The sequence below is a fragment of the Chloroflexota bacterium genome, assembly GCA_018648225.1.
Lineage (GTDB): Bacteria > Chloroflexota > Anaerolineae > Anaerolineales > UBA11858 > NIOZ-UU35.
In genome coordinates this window covers 31,890-52,418 of sequence record JABGRQ010000069.1, presented here as the reverse complement: position 1 = coordinate 52,418, position 20,529 = coordinate 31,890, and the positions used below count along the sequence as shown (strand labels likewise).

Annotated in this window: 21 protein-coding genes and 1 riboswitch; of the genes, 15 read left to right on the top strand and 6 right to left on the bottom strand. The window is 50.5% G+C overall.

Translation table 11 applies throughout. The annotated features are described in order from the left end of the window. Positions 1 to 101 precede the first annotated feature (101 nt). Positions 102 to 653: a response regulator transcription factor gene (locus HN413_05325; protein ID MBT3389814.1), complete on the top strand. Its 552-nt coding sequence runs from the start codon at positions 102 to 104 to the stop codon at positions 651 to 653. Between the two features lie 223 nt (positions 654 to 876). Next, complete coding sequence (gene lexA, locus HN413_05320; protein MBT3389813.1) at positions 877 to 1,593, top strand: repressor LexA; 717 nt, start codon at positions 877 to 879, stop codon at positions 1,591 to 1,593. A 76-nt stretch (positions 1,594 to 1,669) separates the two neighbouring features. On the opposite strand, the gene HN413_05315 is transcribed toward lexA, so the two are convergent. Genes HN413_05315 through HN413_05305 form a run of 3 tightly spaced genes read right to left on the bottom strand, consistent with a single transcriptional unit; the run spans position 1,670 to position 3,327 of the window. Beyond that, positions 1,670 to 2,482, bottom strand: a complete 813-nt coding sequence (locus HN413_05315; GenBank protein ID MBT3389812.1) for a hypothetical protein — start codon at positions 2,480 to 2,482, stop codon at positions 1,670 to 1,672. Positions 2,483 to 2,487: 5 nt separating this feature from the next. Beyond that, positions 2,488 to 3,030 carry an LOG family protein gene (locus tag HN413_05310; GenBank protein MBT3389811.1) on the bottom strand — a complete coding sequence of 181 codons (543 nt, stop codon included), beginning with the start codon at positions 3,028 to 3,030 and terminating at the stop codon, positions 2,488 to 2,490. After that, complete coding sequence (locus tag HN413_05305) at positions 3,031 to 3,327, bottom strand: nucleotide pyrophosphohydrolase (GenBank protein ID MBT3389810.1); 297 nt, start codon at positions 3,325 to 3,327, stop codon at positions 3,031 to 3,033. 127 nt (positions 3,328 to 3,454) lie between these two features. On the opposite strand from HN413_05305, the gene HN413_05300 reads away from it, so the two are divergent. From HN413_05300 to HN413_05240, 13 genes are all read left to right on the top strand, one after another. Then, positions 3,455 to 6,046, top strand: a complete 2,592-nt coding sequence (locus HN413_05300) for a CBS domain-containing protein (protein ID MBT3389809.1) — start codon at positions 3,455 to 3,457, stop codon at positions 6,044 to 6,046. Positions 6,047 to 6,250: 204 nt separating this feature from the next. Beyond that, a complete protein-coding gene (gene nusA, locus HN413_05295) occupies positions 6,251 to 8,248 on the top strand; it encodes a transcription termination/antitermination protein NusA (GenBank protein MBT3389808.1) in 1,998 nt (665 codons plus the stop codon). A 40-nt stretch (positions 8,249 to 8,288) separates the two neighbouring features. Next, a complete protein-coding gene (locus HN413_05290; protein MBT3389807.1) occupies positions 8,289 to 8,579 on the top strand; it encodes a YlxR family protein in 291 nt (96 codons plus the stop codon). A gap of 183 nt (positions 8,580 to 8,762) precedes the next feature. Beyond that, positions 8,763 to 10,556, top strand: a complete 1,794-nt coding sequence (gene infB / locus HN413_05285) for a translation initiation factor IF-2 (GenBank protein MBT3389806.1) — start codon at positions 8,763 to 8,765, stop codon at positions 10,554 to 10,556. Between the two features lie 13 nt (positions 10,557 to 10,569). Next, positions 10,570 to 10,968 carry a 30S ribosome-binding factor RbfA gene (gene rbfA, locus HN413_05280; GenBank protein ID MBT3389805.1) on the top strand — a complete coding sequence of 133 codons (399 nt, stop codon included), beginning with the start codon at positions 10,570 to 10,572 and terminating at the stop codon, positions 10,966 to 10,968. Then, on the top strand, positions 10,952 to 11,908 hold the full coding sequence (locus HN413_05275) for a bifunctional oligoribonuclease/PAP phosphatase NrnA (GenBank protein ID MBT3389804.1): 957 nt from the start codon (positions 10,952 to 10,954) through the stop codon (positions 11,906 to 11,908). Before rbfA ends, HN413_05275 begins: the two co-directional genes overlap by 17 nt. A 194-nt stretch (positions 11,909 to 12,102) precedes the next feature. Beyond that, a complete protein-coding gene (gene truB / locus HN413_05270) occupies positions 12,103 to 13,020 on the top strand; it encodes a tRNA pseudouridine(55) synthase TruB (GenBank protein MBT3389803.1) in 918 nt (305 codons plus the stop codon). A gap of 75 nt (positions 13,021 to 13,095) precedes the next feature. After that, on the top strand, positions 13,096 to 14,019 hold the full coding sequence (locus tag HN413_05265; protein ID MBT3389802.1) for a bifunctional riboflavin kinase/FAD synthetase: 924 nt from the start codon (positions 13,096 to 13,098) through the stop codon (positions 14,017 to 14,019). 39 nt (positions 14,020 to 14,058) lie between these two features. Continuing rightward, positions 14,059 to 14,170, top strand: a riboswitch (TPP riboswitch). A 31-nt stretch (positions 14,171 to 14,201) separates the two neighbouring features. Further along, positions 14,202 to 14,855, top strand: coding sequence for a thiamine diphosphokinase (locus tag HN413_05260; protein ID MBT3389801.1), 654 nt, complete (start codon positions 14,202 to 14,204; stop codon positions 14,853 to 14,855). Positions 14,856 to 14,873: 18 nt separating this feature from the next. Beyond that, positions 14,874 to 15,908 carry a thiamine ABC transporter substrate-binding protein gene (locus HN413_05255; protein ID MBT3389800.1) on the top strand — a complete coding sequence of 345 codons (1,035 nt, stop codon included), beginning with the start codon at positions 14,874 to 14,876 and terminating at the stop codon, positions 15,906 to 15,908. A 168-nt stretch (positions 15,909 to 16,076) separates the two neighbouring features. After that, positions 16,077 to 17,768 carry an iron ABC transporter permease gene (locus HN413_05250; protein MBT3389799.1) on the top strand — a complete coding sequence of 564 codons (1,692 nt, stop codon included), beginning with the start codon at positions 16,077 to 16,079 and terminating at the stop codon, positions 17,766 to 17,768. 8 nt (positions 17,769 to 17,776) lie between these two features. Next, on the top strand, positions 17,777 to 18,811 hold the full coding sequence (locus tag HN413_05245; protein ID MBT3389798.1) for an ABC transporter ATP-binding protein: 1,035 nt from the start codon (positions 17,777 to 17,779) through the stop codon (positions 18,809 to 18,811). Beyond that, the gene (locus HN413_05240; GenBank protein ID MBT3389797.1) at positions 18,804 to 19,253 is read left to right on the top strand and encodes a DUF402 domain-containing protein; all 450 of its coding nucleotides are present in this window, start codon (positions 18,804 to 18,806) and stop codon (positions 19,251 to 19,253) included. The genes HN413_05245 and HN413_05240 overlap by 8 nt, the downstream gene beginning before the upstream one ends. A 57-nt stretch (positions 19,254 to 19,310) precedes the next feature. Here the strand turns inward: HN413_05240 and HN413_05235 are convergent, their stop codons facing one another. From HN413_05235 to HN413_05225, 3 genes are all read right to left on the bottom strand, one after another. Continuing rightward, positions 19,311 to 19,502 (bottom strand): hypothetical protein, encoded by a 192-nt coding sequence (locus HN413_05235; GenBank protein ID MBT3389796.1) that lies wholly within the window; start codon positions 19,500 to 19,502, stop codon positions 19,311 to 19,313. A gap of 89 nt (positions 19,503 to 19,591) precedes the next feature. Next, entirely contained in the window at positions 19,592 to 19,930 is a 339-nt protein-coding gene (locus HN413_05230; protein ID MBT3389795.1) for a DUF4190 domain-containing protein, read from the bottom strand. A gap of 16 nt (positions 19,931 to 19,946) precedes the next feature. Further along, positions 19,947 to 20,489: a DUF4126 domain-containing protein gene (locus HN413_05225; protein MBT3389794.1), complete on the bottom strand. Its 543-nt coding sequence runs from the start codon at positions 20,487 to 20,489 to the stop codon at positions 19,947 to 19,949. Positions 20,490 to 20,529 lie beyond the last annotated feature (40 nt).

Genomic DNA, 20,529 nt, shown 5'->3' with positions numbered 1-20,529 from the left:
GAACAAATTTGCAGCCAATTGGCTCTTTCTGATTCTTAAAGTGCAAGGTTAGTAATATAACGATTGTTGCCACGATTTCTTACGGTGAAGAATTAGAACCAATGCTGAAAGAGCATGCAGTAGATGTGCTCTTGTTAGATATCAGTGTTCCAACATCAGCAGAAAACAACAATATCTATCCAATTCTGTATCTAATTCCCAAACTTATTGATCACTACCCCAATATGGCCATCCTGGTGATCTCAATGCACAGTCAGCCCACTATAATCAAGAATATTATCAGCGCCGGAGCCAGTGGGTATATTCTGAAGGATGACCGCCAAACCATTATGGAATTACCTTCGGTGGTGCGTGCAATCGCCAGTGGAAGCATCCACTTTAGCCGGATGGCATTGGAACAACTCAATAGAAAAATTTCCCCAGGTGATGCGCTCTCACCGCGTCAACTTGAGGCAATATCACTCTGTGCTGCATATCCAGATAAGACTACCGCTGAGTTAGCCCGGATTCTCAATGTAGCAAATTCCACAATGCGCAACTTACTCTCCGGCGCTTATGTACGCCTGAATGTTCACAACCGTCCGGCAGCGATTTCAAAAGCCCGAAAATTGGGTATCCTTGCGATGGAAGAATCATTTTTCTCGAAAGGGTAAGAAACTTTTTCTTAGTTGTCGCCCGGCTAGATTTAGATACTTGGTCGGGCTTTTTTTATACCGCAACCAAGCTGCGCGGGCAAATTTGCCATATTTCTTCGTCCAATATCAAGAAAATTCTCCTTGACACAGAACGAATGTTCAAGTAATATTACCTTAGCACAAATATTCTATCTATATATAAGGTGCTGCACACACAAGTATCCGTTCGGGAGAAAAGCTTATGATGGCACGAAAAAAAGCAGCCGGGTTGAATGAAAAACATGTCAAAGTTCTCCAAATCATCGAGAGCTATTCCACCAAATTCGGATACCCACCCACCATCCGAGAAATTATGGAACGTGCCGTTCTCTCATCCACATCAGTGGTGAACTATTATCTGGACCAGCTCGAAGAAAAAGGCTATATTGAACGCGACCGCGGCGTTTCGCGCGGTTTACGTATCATCAAACAATATGGCGAGGCGCTAACCGCAACTGCTGAACACGTTGTAGACACGATCAACGAATTATTGCAAATCCCGTTGGTTGGTCGTATCGTAGCGAGCAAGCCGATCCCCTTCCCGGATAGTGACTTCAATCCCTATGATGCAGAGTCATCGATGATTAATATCGCCAGGGATATGCTCCCTGACCCAGGGAGGAATATAAGTGATCTTTTTGCTATGGAAGTCCGTGGAGATTCGATGATTGACGCTATGGTAAACGACGGCGATATTGTTATTCTTAAGAAAACGCAAGAAGCACATAATGGTGAAATGGTTGCTATCTGGCTCAATGACAATAATGAAACCACTCTCAAATATTTCTTTGATGATGGAGACCATATCCGCTTGCAACCCGCAAACCCCACCATGGATCCAATTTATATCAATGACCGCAGTACCGTTGAAGTACATGGTAAAGTTGTGATGGTAGTACGTCAACTAGAAGCGCACTAACAATATTCAACTCGCGTAACAAAAAATCTCCGCTCGGAATAGAGCGGAGATTTTTTACATAAGCCAAATGAATATTCTACGGTTGAAGGCGAGACGCTCGCAACGTTTCATGCAAAGTTTGTCGCAAAGATTCGGGGAAATCATCCAATACACGGCGAATCAAAGCACTCGTTTGCTTATCAACGGTGACATTTAGCGCCTGACGCAAAAAATAAGCCGTCTCCTGGGGGGAACGTTGGATCAACAAACGAATTACATAAATCAAATCGCTTTTATGGGTGGAATTAATCTCCCGCACTTGGGGCATCAACCAGCGAAATATCAACGGCAAATTTTCAAATGATTTAATCTTCAACAATGCGGGGAGTGCGTGGATACCCAAATAGACCTTTGCAGGATCCGATGAAAGCAACCAGCTTTCCAGCAAGGCCAAATACTCATCAAATGCGGTCAGCCGTATATGCGCCAGGCCTTTTGACAACAAGGATCGCAGCACCTTATCTTCTTTACATTCCATACCCCAGGCTGTGATCCGTGAAATGATCTCTTGTTTAAACTCTCCTGAAAGATTACCCACAATTGCTATCGCCAAAAGACGAGTCTCCAGCCATCGCTCTGACCAAAGTTGGTCGGCGAGAATCAACGCCTGTTCGGGAGCATCGTCAACACGCGCCTGAAGTGTCTTTTCAATCTGGCGCATTACGGGCGGTGCTATCCGATAACTGTGAAGCAAGGGCGCCGCTTCGATCACCTGGCTGGAACGCAAAGTGCGATCGGCATAGAAATTTAACAATGCGTGCATGGCGCGTGAAAAAGCCAAGGGGTCATCAAATGTTGACACCAACTCATCAATTTGAGCAGAAAGTCGCACAGGTTGAATAGCAGGCATAAGATTTATTCAAATAATGTTGGCAAAAAATCAATTGCCTGATACTCATCAATAGCGTATGTAATCAATTGACGATCTTTTTCGGCCATATATGCGCCAAGCGTTTCTGCCATGCGTTCGAAAACAACTTGCCAACCGGCTCCAATTAACAGTAGGGGACGCCGCGCAGAAGCCCCGGTTTGTAGCTGAGACCACATGGCAGCGATTTCCGCTAATGTGCCAATCCCACCGGGCAAGGCAATCGCAGCGTCACATGCGTCAATCAGCGCGTAAAGGCGCTGGCGTAAGGTTGGATAGCGCATCTCTTCCAGCACCCACGGATTGGGCTTTACTGGCCGCCAGGCTTCAATCTCATCACAGGTCACACCGATAACATGCGCGCCTCTTTCTGCCGCGCCACGCGAAACGGCTTCCATCGTGCCAATATAGCCTCCGGTGAGGACAGTATGCCCTTGCCCACCAAGCAGTTGCCCGAGAATATATGCTTGCTGATAGGCCGGTTCGCCCGGTTTCGGTTTTGATCCACCAAAAACTGTAATTCGTTTCATCTACCAGTCTCGCTTGTAATTTCGTTCTAGCTTCGCCAGCATAGCTTGTTCAATATCAATCTCTGCAATACTCGCAATTTGCAGCAGATACAAAGCCACATCGGCTAATTCATCGGCCAGCCCATTCAGGTTCTCAGCTTGCTCATCCCATTGGAAATATTCTAAGACTTCCGCCGCTTCGAGGTTTAGCGAAATCGCCAAATTCCGCAACGTCTGCGGGCGCGGGCTGTCGGCTTCATACCAGGCTTTGGCACGCACAAAATTGTGCATATGTTCCGTAAGTTCACGAATATCCATAAACGCAAATTATACCGGAGATTCGTATCTTCTCAAAAACTTATGGTTTTCACAGCTTGGTGAGAAAACATCGAAAATCTCATAGCCTCCTGGTTTCCTCATAGAAATACAGTACAATAAGCACATTATGCGGATTATTCTTACCCACGAACAAACCGATTTCGACGGCATCGCCTCCCTGCTGGGAGCAAATTTGATCGACGAAAATGCTATCCCGGTGCTGCCACGGCGCATCAATCGCAATGTGCGCGGTTTTCTCACGCTCTATGGCGCCGAACTCCCTTTTATTGATCCGCGCGATATGCCAGGTGAGCCTATCGAGATGATTACCCTCGTGGATACGCAGTCTTTGGTCAGTGTAAAAGGCATGGGGGGTGAGACACACATCAAGGTAGTGGACCACCACAACCCCAAGCCGAATCTCCCCCCGGAGTGGGAGTTCATCTCTGATCAGACCGGAGCCAATACGACTATTTTCGTTGAGGCCATTCAAGAAAGGTGTCAGCATCTCAACATGGTTCAAGCAACGCTGTTGCTTCTGGGCATCTATGAGGATACCGGCTCTTTAACATATAGCCGCACCACTCCGCGCGATGTGCACGCCGCGGCTTATCTGCTGGAAGAAGGCGCCAATTTATCGATCGCGAATGATTTTCTCAACCATCCGCTCTCATTAGAACAGCAAGCCATTTACCGCAGCTTGCAAGCGAACGCAGAAAGCATGGATGTTCATGGATTGGCTGTATTGCTGGCTACCGGTGACGCGCAGGAATCCGAAGAGGAACTCTCCACAATTGCCCATAAACTACGCGATCTGCTCGACCCCGAAGCATTGATTTTAGTCATCCAGACCCGCGGGGGCGTACAACTGATCTGCCGCTCTACCAGCGATAATATCGATGTGGCCCAAATTGCTGCGCATTTCGGCGGCGGCGGGCATCCCCGCGCTGCCGCAGGGTTGATTAAGAATCGTACTCTCGAAGATGTATATGCTGAACTCAAGACCATCTTACCCCACCACGTCCAACCGTCTGTGACGGTTGGCGAAATTATGTCGAGCGCGCCACAAGTACTCACACCCGACACCCCGGTAGAAGCAGCCTCCCAGCGTATGCAGCGTTACGGTTACGAAGGCTATCCGGTAGTCGAGAATAATACCATCGTAGGTTTACTCACCCGCCGCGCCGTGGACCGCGCTCTTTCACACAAGCTCAACCTGCCTGCATCGAGTCTGATGAAAGCTGGTAATACACACGTTCATCCCGATCATTCCATCGAATATCTCCAAAACATTATGACGGATACCGATTGGGGTCAAATCCCGGTCGTCGAGCGTGGCAGCCATCAGATTATCGGTATCGTCACCCGTACCGATTTACTCAAAATACTCACCACCAAACCCACCCGCGCCGCGCCGCGCAACCTGAACGAAAAACTCAACCAAGCATTGCCCCCAGAGCGATTAGATTTACTCCATATGATTGCCGAAACGGCCAAAAGCCAGAACGCCGCACTCTTCATTGTTGGTGGTTTTGTGCGCGACCTGTTGCTCAACCGCCCCAGCCTCGATTTTGATCTGGTCGTGGAAGGCGACGCGATTGAATTGGCACAGGCGCTAGGTAATCAATTTGGCGGGCGTGTTACCACACATAAACGCTTTGGCACGGCCAAATGGCTGCTAGAAGAAAGCACCCTCCAACAAGGCAACCTGCCTGCCTCGCTCGATTTCATCTCTGCACGCACGGAGTTTTACACCCACCCCACCGCGCTACCCACCGTGGAACGCGGCAGCATCAAGCTCGATCTGCACCGCCGCGATTTCACCATCAATACGCTGGCACTGCGTCTCGATGGACATCATTACGGCGAACTCCATGATTACTGGGGCGGCCTGAATGATCTGCAAGACGAAAAAATCCGCGTACTGCACTCGCTTTCGTTTGTCGATGACCCCACACGCATTTTGCGCGCAGTGCGTTACGAAAAACGCTATAACTTCGCCATCAGCGAGCGCAGCTATCAACTCTTACTAGAAGCACGCTCACTGATGAACCGCATCTCTGGCGACCGCATCCGGCATGAACTGGACAATATTCTCGATGAGGAAAATGCCATCCAAATGCTGGATCGCTTAAACGAACTCGACTTGCTCAGTGAAATCCACAAAGACCTAAAGTGGAATCCTGAAATTGCCAGGCAAATTTCTACCCTCGAGGCACATACACCAGACTCGATCTGGAATCTCTCACCAGACATGGAAGGGGCGCGCCTGAAACGAGCTTTAGCCTACATCCTGTGGCTGATTCCCACCCCCATCTACCGCATTCAGGGCGTGATTAAACGTTTGAAATTACCTGCCGCCCTCACCGGAACCATCCGCGCGGCGTGTTTCATCTGGCACGATCTCCCCAACCTTGTAGACCAAGAACCCAGTGAAATTACCCGGCGTTGTGCAAAAACCCCACCACTGGCAATTTACGGCCTCTACCATGCAACCAACGACGAGAAAGTGCGTCAGTGCCTATTCCAATTCGCACAAAAATGGCGAGAGATCAAGCCTGTTACCACAGGTCACGATCTCAAAGAAATGGGGCTGGCTCCTGGACCGGTTTACGCACAAATTCTCGAAGACCTGCGCAGCGCCTGGTTGGATGAGAAAATCACCTCCGTGGAAGAAGAAATTCGCCTGCGCGATCAATTGATCGTAGCAAATAATTAACTCAGATTTTTGCCATATACTGAGACAATATCAAATCAATCGTGCTAATTTTTACGCTCACAGTCTTGCCACAAATAACAAAGCGTGCTAGAATTTTGACGCTATAGGGTGGTAGCAATACTGCTGTCAGCGAAAAGTGGGCAACCCCCACTTTTCTTTGTGTCTGATAGACAACCACCCAGTTATTGATGGAGATATAGAGATATGAAGAATGATTTTGCTCTGGCCTTAAAACAAGTCCTCGATGATCGAGGGTTACCCCAGGATGTTGTTATAGCTGCTATTGAGGATGCGATGGTATCTGCGTACCGACGCGCCGTTCGCGCTTCTACCGCGCAGCATGTTGAGGCAAAAATTGATCCGATTACCGGCGCGGTTTCGATTTCCGCGGAAAAAGAGGTCGTTGACGAAGTTCAAGACGACCGCACCGAGGTCATTCTGGCAGAAGCAAAAGAGGTAAATCCTGAAGCTGAATATGGCGATATGGTCATTGTGGAAAGCACCCCGACTGATTTCGGGCGCGTGGCTGCCCAAACAGCTCGTCAGGTAATTCAACAACGCATTCGCGAAGCAGAGCGAGATGCCCAGCACGCTTATTATGCTAATCAGGCTGGCGATGTTATTAGTGGCGTTGTGCAAGCCATCAATGCCAAACAAATCAGCCTGGGGCTGGATTTAAAAGCCGAGGGGATAATGCCGCGCCGCCACCAAATTCCACGCGAATTCTTCCGCGTTCACGATCGGGTGCGTGCGCTCTTGCTTGAAGTACAAGATTCCAACCGCGGACCAAAGATCATTCTATCGCGCGCTCATCCCGATTTTTTGCGACGTTTACTTGAAAATGAAGTTCCAGAAATTTACCAGGGGCTGGTAGAAATTCGCTCCATCTCGCGCGAACCAGGCCAACGTTCAAAAGTAGCTGTGGCGGCACTCCAGCCCGGCGTAGACCCGGTTGGAGCCTGTGTCGGCATCCGCGGTGTGCGTATTCAAACCATTGTGCGCGAGCTAAGTGATGAGAAAATCGATGTCATTGAGTGGAACTCGGATCCCCAAGCGTATATTGCCAAAGCTCTCAGCCCGGCGCGCGTTTTAAGCGTCTTTCTGGAAGAGCATAATGGGCCAAAGACGGCTACCGTAGTCGTACCTGAAGACCAACTCAGTTTGGCTATCGGGCGCGATGGGCAAAACGCCCGTCTCACCGCCAAACTCACTGGCTGGCGCATCGACATCAAGAGCCTGATTGAAGCCACATCTGAAACGCTTTTCAAACTCAAGAATAATGCCGCTTACGCTGAATATAAGGAAATTGAAAGCGAAAATACTCCGCGCGTTGAAGCCCTGATGAAAAAGAAGGCCGAGGGGCGGCCGATCACCCCGGAAGACTTCCAAGAAATGCACGCCTTTACCACGCGCATCGAGCGTGGACTCATTGACAGCATTCGAGAGCGCAAACAGGAACATGCCAACCGCCTAAAAAATGCCCGCAAAGATGTTCCCGCAGGGGCATACGAACTTCCCCTACCGACCCTTGGTTTTTCAGATCATCTCACATCATTATTAGAAGACAATCTGGAAGTATCCAATGTTGGAGAGTTAATGTTTGCATATAACTTTGATCCAGGGGCTATTCGAGAAGTTGATGGTATCGGCCCCAAAGCTATGGAAGAGATCGAAGCGGCATTGAAATTAATGGCAACCTCGCTTACTCCGGTTGAGATTACAGAAGAAGCCCCTGTTGAAGAAGTTGAAGCAATGCAGGAATCTGAAGAAACGGCCAGCGAAGGCGAAGTGGCGACCGAAACGGAAGCCATTGCTGAAGTTGACGAGGCGACCGAAGACGAATCTGTTCAAGAAGTAGCCGAAGAGACTGAAGACTCTGTTGAAGAAGTAGCCAGCGATGAAGTAGAATCGGTTGAGGCTGTGGTCGAAGATGCAGCAAAAGCCGAAGCGCCCGCCGAGAAAGCTGGCGCACCCGATGAAGAGTTACCCAAATCAATGGAAGAAATCTTCAAGCTCAAGCCAGAAATGCTCGATTTTGATGAGCTTGCCAGCGACGAAAGCACAGATGATAAAGGCAAGAAACGTAAAAAATACGTTGAAATCGAATACGACCCTGATCGCGATGTCACGATTTACCGTAAAAAACGCAAGAAATCAGGACAAGAATGGAATGAATGGAATGATGAAGAGTGGGATTTTTAAACTACCAGTCCCCGGCATCTCATCTGACTATTAAATTACAGTGAGGAAGAAAAAACACATCCCCCAACGCACATGCGTAGGCTGTCGGACTGTACTCCCCAAACGTTCGATGATCCGCATAGTACGCACCGCTGAAGGTGTGAAAATTGACCCTTCGGGCAAACTCACCGGACGCGGCGCTTATATACATCAGAAACGTGACTGTTGGGGAAAAGGGATAAGAGGCTCATTGGCCCGCGCCCTTAAAACCACAATCAGCGCTGAAGATCATCAGTTACTCAAGGCGTTCATGGAAGAACTCCCCATAGAAGCTGAGCCAGCAACGAAATGAATCACAGCCACATAACCAAACAACACCCAACTGGCCCGCGAGCCATCATCCTGTACTAACCGAAGTCAGCCTGCTCTCGCCAACTCATTAGGGTGTTCAACTTGACAACCTCTGCTCAAAGCAAGCGGTACCGATGGTTCACATCTACCAGCTGCAGTTGAGAACCTAGAAGGAGTGACCACTATGAGCGATAATGGCGAATTAAAACCAATTGAACTCCCCAGCAGCATAACCGTACGCGAATTATCTGAACACTTACAAGCCAGCCCTATCGATGTGATAAAAACATTGATGGCGAATGGCGTAATGGCAAATATTAATCAGGAGATCGACTTTGATACCGCCGCGATAATCGCGGCTGAACTGGGCTTCGATGCACAACTCGAAATCAGCGAGGCAGAAAGCGGTAAGGATATTTCCGAAATTCCGCTTTGGCGACAGTGGATTGCCAAAGAAACGTCTAAAAATCTGGAACCACGCCCTCCTGTTATTGGTATTTTGGGCCATGTTGATCACGGGAAAACTACTTTGCTGGATGCTATCCGTGAGGCCAATGTTGCCGGAGGCGAAGTTGGTGGAATTACCCAACATATTGGCGCTTATCAAGTCAAACACAACGATCGCTTCATCAGTTTTATTGACACCCCCGGACACGCGGCCTTTACCGCCATGCGAGCGCGCGGCGCTCAAGGGGCAGATATTGTCGTTCTGGTGGTAGCCGCAGATGATGGCGTGATGCCGCAAACTCGCGAAGCTATCGCCCATGCCCAGGCTGCCCAGGTTCCCATCATCGTTGCTTTGAACAAAATTGACCGCCCAAACGCAGTTCCCGACCAAGTAAAACAACAGCTTGCTGAAATTGGCCTGGTTCCTGATGAATGGGATGGGGATACCTTGGTCATTCCGATATCGGCGAAAGAACAACAGGGTCTGGATGACCTTCTCGAGGCGATTTTGTTGGTTGCCGACAATACCAAGATTTATGCTAACCCCAATGGGGAAGTATTCGGCACAGTTATTGAAGCCAGCCAAGAGCGTGGACGCGGCGCGGTCGCTACCCTGCTGGTGCAAAATGGCACACTCAAAACCGGAGATGTGGTCGTTACGGGACAATCCCACGGTCGTATCAAAGCCATGTTTGACTACCAGGGTGTCGCCATCACGAAAGCGCCACCATCCTCTCCTATTTCCGTTATGGGTTTGGATGAAATCCCCGCGGCGGGCGAAATCTTCAAAGTTGTTGAGTCTACCAAAGTTGCGCGTACCATCGTGCATGACCGCCAACTTCAGGGTGAACAATCGGGCGCAGCCAAACACGCGGGCATGACCCTCGAACAGCTATTTGCCCGGGTACAATCTGGCGAAGCACAAGAACTACGCCTGATTATTAAAGCCGATGTACAAGGTTCATTGGAGCCGATTGTTTCTTCACTTGAAGAGATGCAGGTAGAAGATATTCGAGTCAATATTTTGCATGCTGATACCGGGAATGTCTCTGAAAATGATGTCATGCTGGCATCTTCATCCGACGCGATCATTATCGGCTTCAATGTCAACCCCGACCCGCCCGCGCGGCGATTGGCCGACACCGAAAAAGTATCAATTCGCTCGTATAATATTATTTACAGGCTCACCGAAGATATCGATAAGGCGCTAAAAGGCTTATTGGCCCCGGAACAAAAAGAAGTGGTTTTGGGACGCGCGAACGTACTGGCTGTATTTTCTGCCTCCAAGATCGGGAAAGCCGCCGGTTGCCGTGTGGTTGAAGGCACCCTGTTTCGCAATGCATTCATGCGAGTGATGCGCGGCGATGAAGCCGTTTTTGAAGGTGAAGCGGCTTCTCTCAAGCGGCATCAAGAAGATGTGCGTGAAGTGCGCGAAGGCTTTGAGTGTGGCATTGGCATGAAAGGCTTCAACGATTTTGAAGACGGCGATCAAGTAGTATGCTACAAGATTGAAGAAGTAAAAGTATTCTAGTCAGGAACAAAACATGCCATCTGAACTACGCGCCAAACGGATCGCGGACCGAATTCACGAAGAGCTTTCTACCTTGCTTTTGATGGAAACAGCCGATCCGCGATTGTCAAATGTAAATATCTCCAAGGTCCGCGTGGACCGCGAAATCTCATTTGCCAATGTCTATGTCTCATCATTGATGGGCAGTTCGGAGGCTGAGGAGATTCTCGCTGGTTTGCAGCACGCTGGAGGGTATCTGCGCAGCGAATTAGCGCGGCGGGTTGAACTACGCCATTTCCCGCGCCTGCGCTTCTACTGGGACCACAGCCCTGAACACGCCGACCGCATTGAACAACTTCTGGCTTCATTGGATATTAGTGACGAACCAGTTTCGGATACGGAAGAAAGCTCACTTAATGACGACATTGAGTAAAGATTTAAAAGAAATCAGAAGCCGTATTCAAAGCGCACATCGCATCCTGATTACCTCGCACGTTCGCCCCGATGGCGACGCAGTTGGTTCAACACTTGCATTCGGTTTGGCGCTGCAAGAAGCCGGGAAAGATGTTCAAATGGTGCTTGCCGATGGTGTGCCGCGCGCGCTACGACATCTCAAAAACAGCGAGAAGATTCAAAAAAAGCCTTCTGGTGTCTTTGATCTGATTGTTGTCGTAGACTGCTCAGGACTGGACCGGGTTGGCACGGCTCTTGATGAGTATCCAAAACCAGACCTGAATATAGACCACCATATCACCAATCTTAATTTCGCCCATATTAACCTGGTTGAAAGCACAACGCCATCAACGGCAGAAATGCTGGCACGTTACTTGCCCCAATGGGGTTTAGATATCTCCCAAATCGTCGCCGAAGCATTGCTTACCGGAATAATCACCGATACGCTCGGGTTTCGTACCTCCAATGTGCAACCACAAACATTACGCACCGCAGCGGCATTGATGGAATTAGGTGTTGACATGCCCAAGTTGTATACAAAAGCATTGCATGAGCGATCTTTTGAAGCGGTGCGGTATTGGGGCGCTGGATTAAATCACATTGAGATGGAAAATCAGATCATCTGGACAACATTGAGCAACGCCGACCGGGAAACTAGCAACTACCCCGGTAAGGATGATGCCGACCTGGTGAGCTTGCTGGCTTCAGTAGATGGCGCCGTTGTCGCGGTAATCTTTATTGAACAACCCAACGGGATGATCAAAGTAAGCTGGCGCGCCAGACCCGGCTACGATACTTCGAAAATTGCGGCTCAGTTTGACGGCGGCGGACACAAAGCTGCTTCTGGAGCTACGATCGAAGGGGCACTCGATGATGTCAAGAAACAGGTAATTACAGCCACACAAATGCTGACACAGTAATAGAATGAGGGATTTGTCTTACAAAATATCGGAATTCAAGGGGGAGCGGGTTGCAAGATAACCCACTCCCCCAGTTTTTCAGGTTTTTTCATGGCAAGTCTAAATAAAATTCACATGTAAATCTCAAGTTGAAATCTTATGAATCAAGTACAATTTACATATCTCACACAACCTATACCGGGGAGATGAACACTATGGAAGGTCATATAAAAAACGTCGTATCTGGAGCCTTGGTTATTGATAAGCCCGTCGGTTTGACATCGCACGATGTCGTAAAAATTGTCCGGCGTGGTACCAATATTCGTCGTGCCGGGCACACCGGCACGCTTGACCCGCGTGCATCGGGTGTGCTGGTTGTACTGGTTGGCCCTGCTGTTCGCCTGAGCGAATTTATAGCCGCAGACGACAAACGCTACCAGGCCACCGTAAAACTGGGCGCATCAACAGACACATATGATGCTGAAGGGCGCATCACCCGTACAGCCCCTTTTGCACACATTACCGAAGATCAATTTCTCACCTTGCTTAAAAGTTATGAGGGCAAAACTCTGCAAACCCCGCCTTCATATTCCGCGATCAAAGTACAGGGAAAACCTGCCTATAAACGTACCCGCGATGGCGAAGAAGTTGAACTCGAGCCGCGCGAGATTGATGTCTACACACTGGACTTACTCGAATGGGCGCCGCCCGAAGCCGTTCTTGATGTATATTGTTCGTCGGGTACGTATGTGCGCTCGCTCGCTAATGACATCGGTGAAGACCTGCAAACCGGTGCACACTTAATCGGATTGCGTCGCACCAAAAGCGGATTTTTCACCCTGCGCCATGCTGTGCGCCTGCGTGATCTGCAAGATGCTTTCCTCACCGGTGACTGGTATCGGCACCTGATCCCAGCTGCGGAATTACTTCCCGACTGGCCAACGGTTGAACTGGACTACGAAACCGTTGAAAAAGTTGCTTTTGGTCATCGCATTCCTGCAGGTCCGAACCCTGAAATGACTGAAGAAGGCATGACCCGCGCAGTCAGCGAACAAGGCGATTTGGTTGCTTTGATGAGCTTCGACGAGAATAAGCGCGAATGGTTCCCGAAGAAAGTATTCTTCCAAACCTAAATCATATGCCTATTGGGAGTAATGGACAAGGCCGCGTCCTCGCCATTACTCCCAATGGTATTTTAACGATCGCTAATGCAGCATTTCTGGTCTCTCGATGAAATCCGGTTGGATAACGCATGGTTAACCATCGGCTCTTTTGATGGTGTCCACATCGGGCACCAGAAAGTGTTGCGTGAATTGGCGGCTGGCGCACATCAACAAGGTATGCCAGCCGTTGTGCTTACTTTCTATCCTCACCCCGCAATCGTCCTGCGCGGGCATGATTACCCCTTTTACCTCTCCCCACCCAACGAAAAAGCACATCTGCTCGGCAAACTCGGCATTGATGTTGTCATTACGCATCCTTTCAACAAAGCTATTGCCGCCACCGCCGCGCAAGATTTTATGAACAAGCTGAACCAACACCTGCATATTCAACATTTGCAAATTGGGTACGATTTTGCGCTGGGCAAAAATCGGGATGGGAATTTTGAAACCCTCAGTAGCATGGGCGCGACGATGGGTTTCTCTGTACGGCGCACGAATCCGCTCAACTCCGATGGGCAGGTAGTTTCATCCAGCCGCATCCGCTTTTTGCTGGGGGCCGGACAAGTAGCTGAAGCCGCCTCCCTGCTCAGTAGAAATTTCGCTATTGAGGGCAAGGTTGTGCTTGGCGATCAGCGCGGTGCCAGCCTCGGTTTTCCAACGGCTAATCTGGAGATTTGGGCAGAACAAGCTATCCCCGCGGCGGGTGTTTATGTGTGCCGCGCCCATTTCGGCGGCCAAACCTGGGGGGCAGTTACCAATATCGGTGTGCGCCCCACCTTCGAGAGCGGCCCCGTGCGTCCCCGTGTGGAAGCACACCTGCTCGATTTCGCCGAGAATATCTATGGCGAATCCGTCCAGCTTGAATTTATCCAGCGGCTGCGCGGCGAGCAACGCTTCTCAGATGTTGATGCACTCATCCATCAAATCGACCGGGATAGCCAACAGGCCCGTAAGATCCTCGCCGCTTGACAGGTTAGCGCGCTGTCGTTATACTCCTGAACACAATTGATATTCTGCACGGGGAGCCTGGTACTGCCGGGCTGAGAGGAGCGCCAAAAGCGCTCGACCCGTTTACCTGATCCGGATCATACCGGCGGAGGGATGGCAGCCCACAAGAAATTAACCCTCCGCTCCTGACGGAGGGTTTTCTTATGCGTGTGATTATTTTTGCCAATGGAGATTTTTTATTACCCCAGGATATTCTGCCTGGAGATGTGCTGATTGCCGCCGATGGGGGCGCCCGTCACTTGATGAAACTCGGACTCACCCCAGGGTGGGTGATTGGCGACATGGACTCGCTGACTGCCCCTGAGTGCGTTGCGCTCGAAGATGCCGGGGCAAAACTGATCACCTACCCCACCCGCAAAGATGAAACCGACCTTGAGCTGGCCCTGCACAAAGCCAGGGGGTTCCAGCCCGAGGAAATCGTAATCTACGCCGCACTGGGTGCCCGTTGGGATATGACCTTCGCCAATCTATTATTACTGGCGCATCCGGCGCTGAGTGAATTCAACACTCGCCTGATAGATGGCACGCAAGAATTACGCGTATTGCAAAGCGGTCAGCACATGCAAATTGATGGCGCGCCTGGCGATACGCTTTCGCTGATTCCATTGCGCGGCGATGCGGTTGGCGTTAGCACACATGGGCTGGAATACGCCCTAGAAGGTGATACGCTGATATTTGGCGCGGCGCGGGGGGTAAGCAATGTTTTATATGATACACGGGCAACAATAACATTGCGCAGGGGGTTGTTGCTGGTGGTACATATTCGGCAGGACGGCTCCGTTGCGCCTCAGCATTAACTATGTTTGGAGAAACTGATGAAACACAACTTCTTTTTGCTACTTATCCTCGCAGCCTTGCTGTCGGCCTGCGCCACCGAAAAAGGGCCACAAACGCTGACGGTGATGACCCACGATTCATTTGCCATATCTGAGGCGTTGGTGCTAGCGTTTGAAACCGAACACAATGTTGATGTTCAGTTTATCGGCGCGGGCGATACCGGCACAGCCGTCAACAAAGCCATATTGGCTGGCGATAAGCCTTTGGCAGATGTCTTCTACGGCGTGGATAACACTTTCTTGAGCCGGGCATTGGAGGAGGGTATTTTTGAATCGTATGCTTCGCCCTTGCTGGCCGACATCCCCGATGAATTTGAACTAGACTCCGAGCAACGCGCCTTGCCGGTAGATTATGGCGATGTTTGCCTGAATTATGAAATTGCCTACTTTGTGCAGAATAGTCTGGCCCCACCGAAAACGCTCAAAGATTTGCTCAAGCCCGAATACCGCGGGCTGGTCGTAGTTGAAAACCCAGCCACATCTTCACCAGGACTGGCGTTTCTGTTTGCCACCGTCGGACATTTTGGTGAAGATGGTTATCTCGATTTCTGGCAGGGGTTGGTCGATAATGATGTAAAAGTCGTCAATGACTGGGAATCGGCCTATTATAGTGAGTTCAGCCAATGGGGCGGCACATACCCGATTGTGGTCTCGTATGGCTCCAGCCCGGTCTTTGAGTATTTATTTGCCGAAGAACCCCTGAATGCGCCGACGACGGCCGCCGTGATCGGCGCGGGAAGTTGCTTCCGACAGATTGAATTTGTCGGTATTCTGCGAGGCACCGTGCAACGCCAACTGGCCGAAAAATGGATCGATTTCATGCTCTCTCCGGAATTTCAGTCTGATATTCCCATGCAAATGTATGTTTTCCCGGTGAACGCCAACACCAAACTAGATGCAACCTTCGAACAATATCTCTTCACACCGGATGCGCCTGCTTTTCTCGCTCCTGAAGATATTAGCGCCCGACGCGAGCAATGGATTGCAGATTGGACGAAGTTGGTACTGAGGTAACTGGCGTATGTTAGTTTCAGTAAATCACAGTTTTCTGAATTTCACTGTCATTGCGAGGCGTTTTTTGCCGAAGCAATCCCCCAGATATGGCAGCAGATTGCTGACCCTAAAGGGCACAGGTCGCTGCGCTCGCAATGACGCAAAATCGTGATCTACTGAGTTTAACGGATGATTATGCCGCGCAAGTACAGCCATACAACCCTGCTCTGGTTAGCTCCACTCACATTCCTGGTGATATTCTATTTTTATCCGCTAGGGAGGATGTTGCATTTTAGTTTGACGCGCACGCCAGAGAATAGCGCGCCTTTTATCGAGGCTGTCACGTCACCCGCACTGCATGGCGTGATTAGTTTCACGTTCTGGCAGGCAGGTCTGTCCACTTTATTGACGCTGCTCATCGGGCTGCCCGGAGCCTATTTATTAGCGCGTTACAAGTTTCGCGGCAAATCGCTGCTGCGCGCCCTGACGGGTGTCCCCTTTGTGATGCCAACATTGGTGGTCGCGACAGCCTTCAGCGCGCTATTAGGGCCGCGTGGCTTGATCAATCTACTGTTCATGCGCATCCTGGCGCTGGATGCACCCCCCATCACATTTCTCCACACCTTTACAGCTATTCTCTGCGCGCATGTTTTCTATAACCTGACGATTGTGTTGCGCATGGTGGGTGATTTCTGGGGGCATCTGGACTCTCATCTGGTCGATGCTGCCCGAGTGCTGGGCGCCAATCGAAGTCAGGCTTTCTTGCGTATCACCCTGCCCCTACTTACCCCAGCAATCAGCGCGGCGGCTTTGCTGGTGTTCATCTTTAATTTCACTTCCTTCGGGGTGATTCTGGTGCTCGGCGGGCCAACCTTTGCTACTTTGGAAGTCGAGATTTTCTATCAGACCATCAGCTTATTCAACCTGCCGCTGGCCGCGGTACTCTCGATTATTCAATTGCTTATTTCCCTGGCGATGACCCTACTCTACTCGCGGCTTGCAACTCAATTGAGTCAGCCGCTAAATTTGCGCGCCAGCCAACAAATTCAAAAACGTATCCGCGGCTTCGAGACACGCCTGTTCGCCAACCTCTGGATCAGCCTGCTGCTGGCGATCACAATCATGCCTTTATTGGCTTTGGCAACTCAATCGGTGGTTTCATTCGAGGGACAAGGGTTGCGCGTCTTTACGTTAACCTTTTACCGTGAATTATGGCTCAACCGTCAAGGTTCTCTCTTTTATGCAGCCCCATCTACCGCGATGGGGTTATCATTGGCCTACGCCACCCTGACAGTGCTGCTCGCGCTGGGATTGGGTTTCCCGGCGGCCTGGGCGCTCTCACGCGACCGCACAGCGCCTCTCAACCGTTTGCTGGATGCTTTGCTAATGCTGCCCCTGGGCACTTCCTCTGTGACACTGGGATTAGGGTTTATCATTGCGTTAGCACAGCCCCCGCTGGATTTACGCGCCTCACCGTTGTTGATTCCCCTGGCACATACCCTGGTAGCCTTTCCCTTCGTTGTGCGCAGTCTGGTTCCCGCCTTGCAGAGTATTCAGCCGCGCCTGCGGCAGGCCGCGGCCACGCTGGGCGCAACCCCCGTGCAAGTCATTCGCCACGTTGATCTGCCGCTGATCGGCCGTGCCGCACTGGTGGCGGCTACCTTCGCTTTCACAATTTCTATTGGCGAGTTCGGCGCAACCTCCCTGCTCTCACGTCCGGAATATCCTACCCTGCCGGTAACGATCTACCGATTGCTTTCGCGCCCCGGCGCGCTAAACTACGGTCAGGCGTTGGCATTAAGCACCATCCTGATGCTGACCAGTATTGGCGGAATGCTGGCGATTGAAAAGCTACGCGTAGCTGAAATTGGTGAGTTTTAAATTCCATTATGTCTGTAATAAGCATTCAAAACATACACAAATCCTTCGACAAAACTTGCGCGCTGTGCGGGGTTAAATTTGACATCCACGCGGGCGAGATCGTGGCCTTGCTCGGCCCCAGCGGCTGCGGGAAATCCACGCTGTTAGACATCATCGCCGGGCTGCAAGCGCCCGATCAGGGCGAAGTTCGCTGGCAGGGGAATTCGCTTGGTAACACGCCCGCGCACCAGCGCAATTTTGGCCTCATGTTTCAGGATTACGCGCTCTTCCCACACAAGAACGTCTTTGAAAATATCGCTTTCGGCCTGCAAATGGCAAAGGCCGCGCCGGATGAAATTCAGACACGGGTGAATGAATTATTGGCACTTACAGGATTAACCGGCTATGCGCAACGCAATATCGCCACACTTTCCGGAGGGGAGCAGCAGCGTGTGGCTCTGGCACGTTCGCTGGCACCCGCGCCGCGCCTGCTGATGCTCGATGAGCCTCTGGGGTCGCTCGACCGGACGTTGCGCGAGCAATTGCTCAACGAACTTAAATACATCTTGCGAAAAACCCGCCAAACCACACTTTATGTGACCCACGATCAGGAAGAGGCTTTCGCCCTGGCAAACCGCGTGGTAATTATGCAAAAGGGTCAAATCGCCCAGATTGGCGAACCGGAGACGATCTACCGCCAGCCAGATTCTCCCTTCGTGGCGCGCTTTCTGGGATTTGAGAATCTCTACGCGGCGCGCGCGCGGGGAGGGGTGATCCAGACCGAATTTGGGGAGTTCCCAGCTCCGAGGCAAATGAATGGCGATGTCACCTTACTTATCCGCCCTGACGGGTTTAGAATCAGCGCTTCGGGGCCTCACCAGCTTAAGGGCCGCGTCACCGGGCGCTCGTTCCGGGGCAGTGTTTGCCACATCGAACTGACGATCCACGAAACTACATTGCGCGCCGATTTCCCATCTCAACAGAAGAATCTCCCCCAGGTTGGGGAAACCATCCTCCTGAGCTATGACCCTGAGGAGAGCCTTCAATTTTTTAAAGATGATTGAAACACACCCCATAACCGTCATCAAACAAAATCACACCGGCGCCGAAGTCTGGCGCTACGACGGCAAGGTTATCACCCGTACCGAAGATCATCTGGTGGTGGAAGCTTTCTTTGACCGCGAGGATATGCGCTTTCACGGTATGTGGCTGCGTCGCGGAGACCGTTTTCTGGAGACGTATTATTTCGAGCATTGGTACAATATTTTTGAAATTCGTGCTCATGAAAATGATCAGCTACGCGGCTGGTATTGCAATGTGGCTTCCCCGGCAGAATTTGATGGGCGCTATGTGAGTTACCGCGATCTGGCTTTGGATTTGTTGGTTTTCCCCGATGGGCGGCAATTGGTGCTGGATGAGGATGAATTTGACGATCTACCGCTGACACAAGTCCAAAAGCACAAAGCGCAAAGAGCATTATTAGAATTACAGGCACGCTTTCGTTAAACAAAGACCTCCGAGATTTTTTACAGAAAATCTCGGAGGTCTGGAGCAAAGCAGTTCCTAAAGCAAGTTAAAAACCAGTTTGGATGTCAGGCCAAAAAGTGCATCACCATTATTCCATAGATACATGCCAGCAGCCCCTGCGACAACACAGCAACAGCACAGCACGACCGCAACAACAGCCAGGATAATCCATAGCTTGTTATTCTTTTCTGCGCCAGTTTCATCTACAAACGTTTGTTCTTCCATCATAACCTCCAAATAATTTAGAAAAATGTATTGATCAATCCAGGCATCTGGGAATCCCCGTGGCGATTGTTTACGGTATTCCTAAAGAGCCATTAAATCAAACTATGCAACAAGGGGAAAAGTGAACTCCACTCTCCAGCGCTAAAGGCGATACAAAACGGCACAACGATCAGCACGCCGCCAATACACACCCCTAACACCGAGAGGCCAATCCCAATCCAGCCCAGGATCATTCCGGCCTGAGCCAAGCCCTCGCCACCCAATGTCCCCGCACTGGCAGCGATTTCTTTCTTCGCCATTGGACCGGTAATCACAGCGATAATGCTCCCCAAAACAGGGAACAGCGTCAGGCCAAGAATCCCGGCGATCAGGCTGATCACAGCCATCGAGCTATTTTGTGCAGAGGCAGGCGGTCCATAATAATCAGACATTATTCATTCTCCTTCTTTATTGATACGCTTTGCGATACATACGCCATACAATCCACGATACCACTAATATCACCACGGCGGCGATCAACACGGGAATCAGGATTGCTAGAATAGATAATACCGTAGAAACCACATCTTCTAAAATACTTACCGGAACATTCCCCGCGCCGCCGGTGGTGGCCGTAACCATTGGGCGAGCGACAACCGATTTAGCGGCGTGTATCGTGCCTGCAACCAACAGCCCAGCCGCCATCGCTAACACCGGATGAACCTCGGCGACATTAGAACTCGCCGCAAAGACAATTGCTCCTGCCGCCGGGCGAATAAAAGTTTGAATAATATCATTGGCGTGATTAACAGCCGGAATTTTGTCGGCGAAGAACTCAACCAACGAGAGGGCAATCAATACGCCAATCACCCACCAGTTCTCCATGGTATTCCAGGGTTCGCTCAATTCGATCACATCGGTAAAACGAGCCACAAATGCGACCACTAACAAGGGGATGTAGGCGTTCAATCCAGCGCTGGCTGATAATCCAAATGCGGTAAAAATATCCATAATTCGTCTCTACTCAATTGGGGTATTTATTGACAAGAAT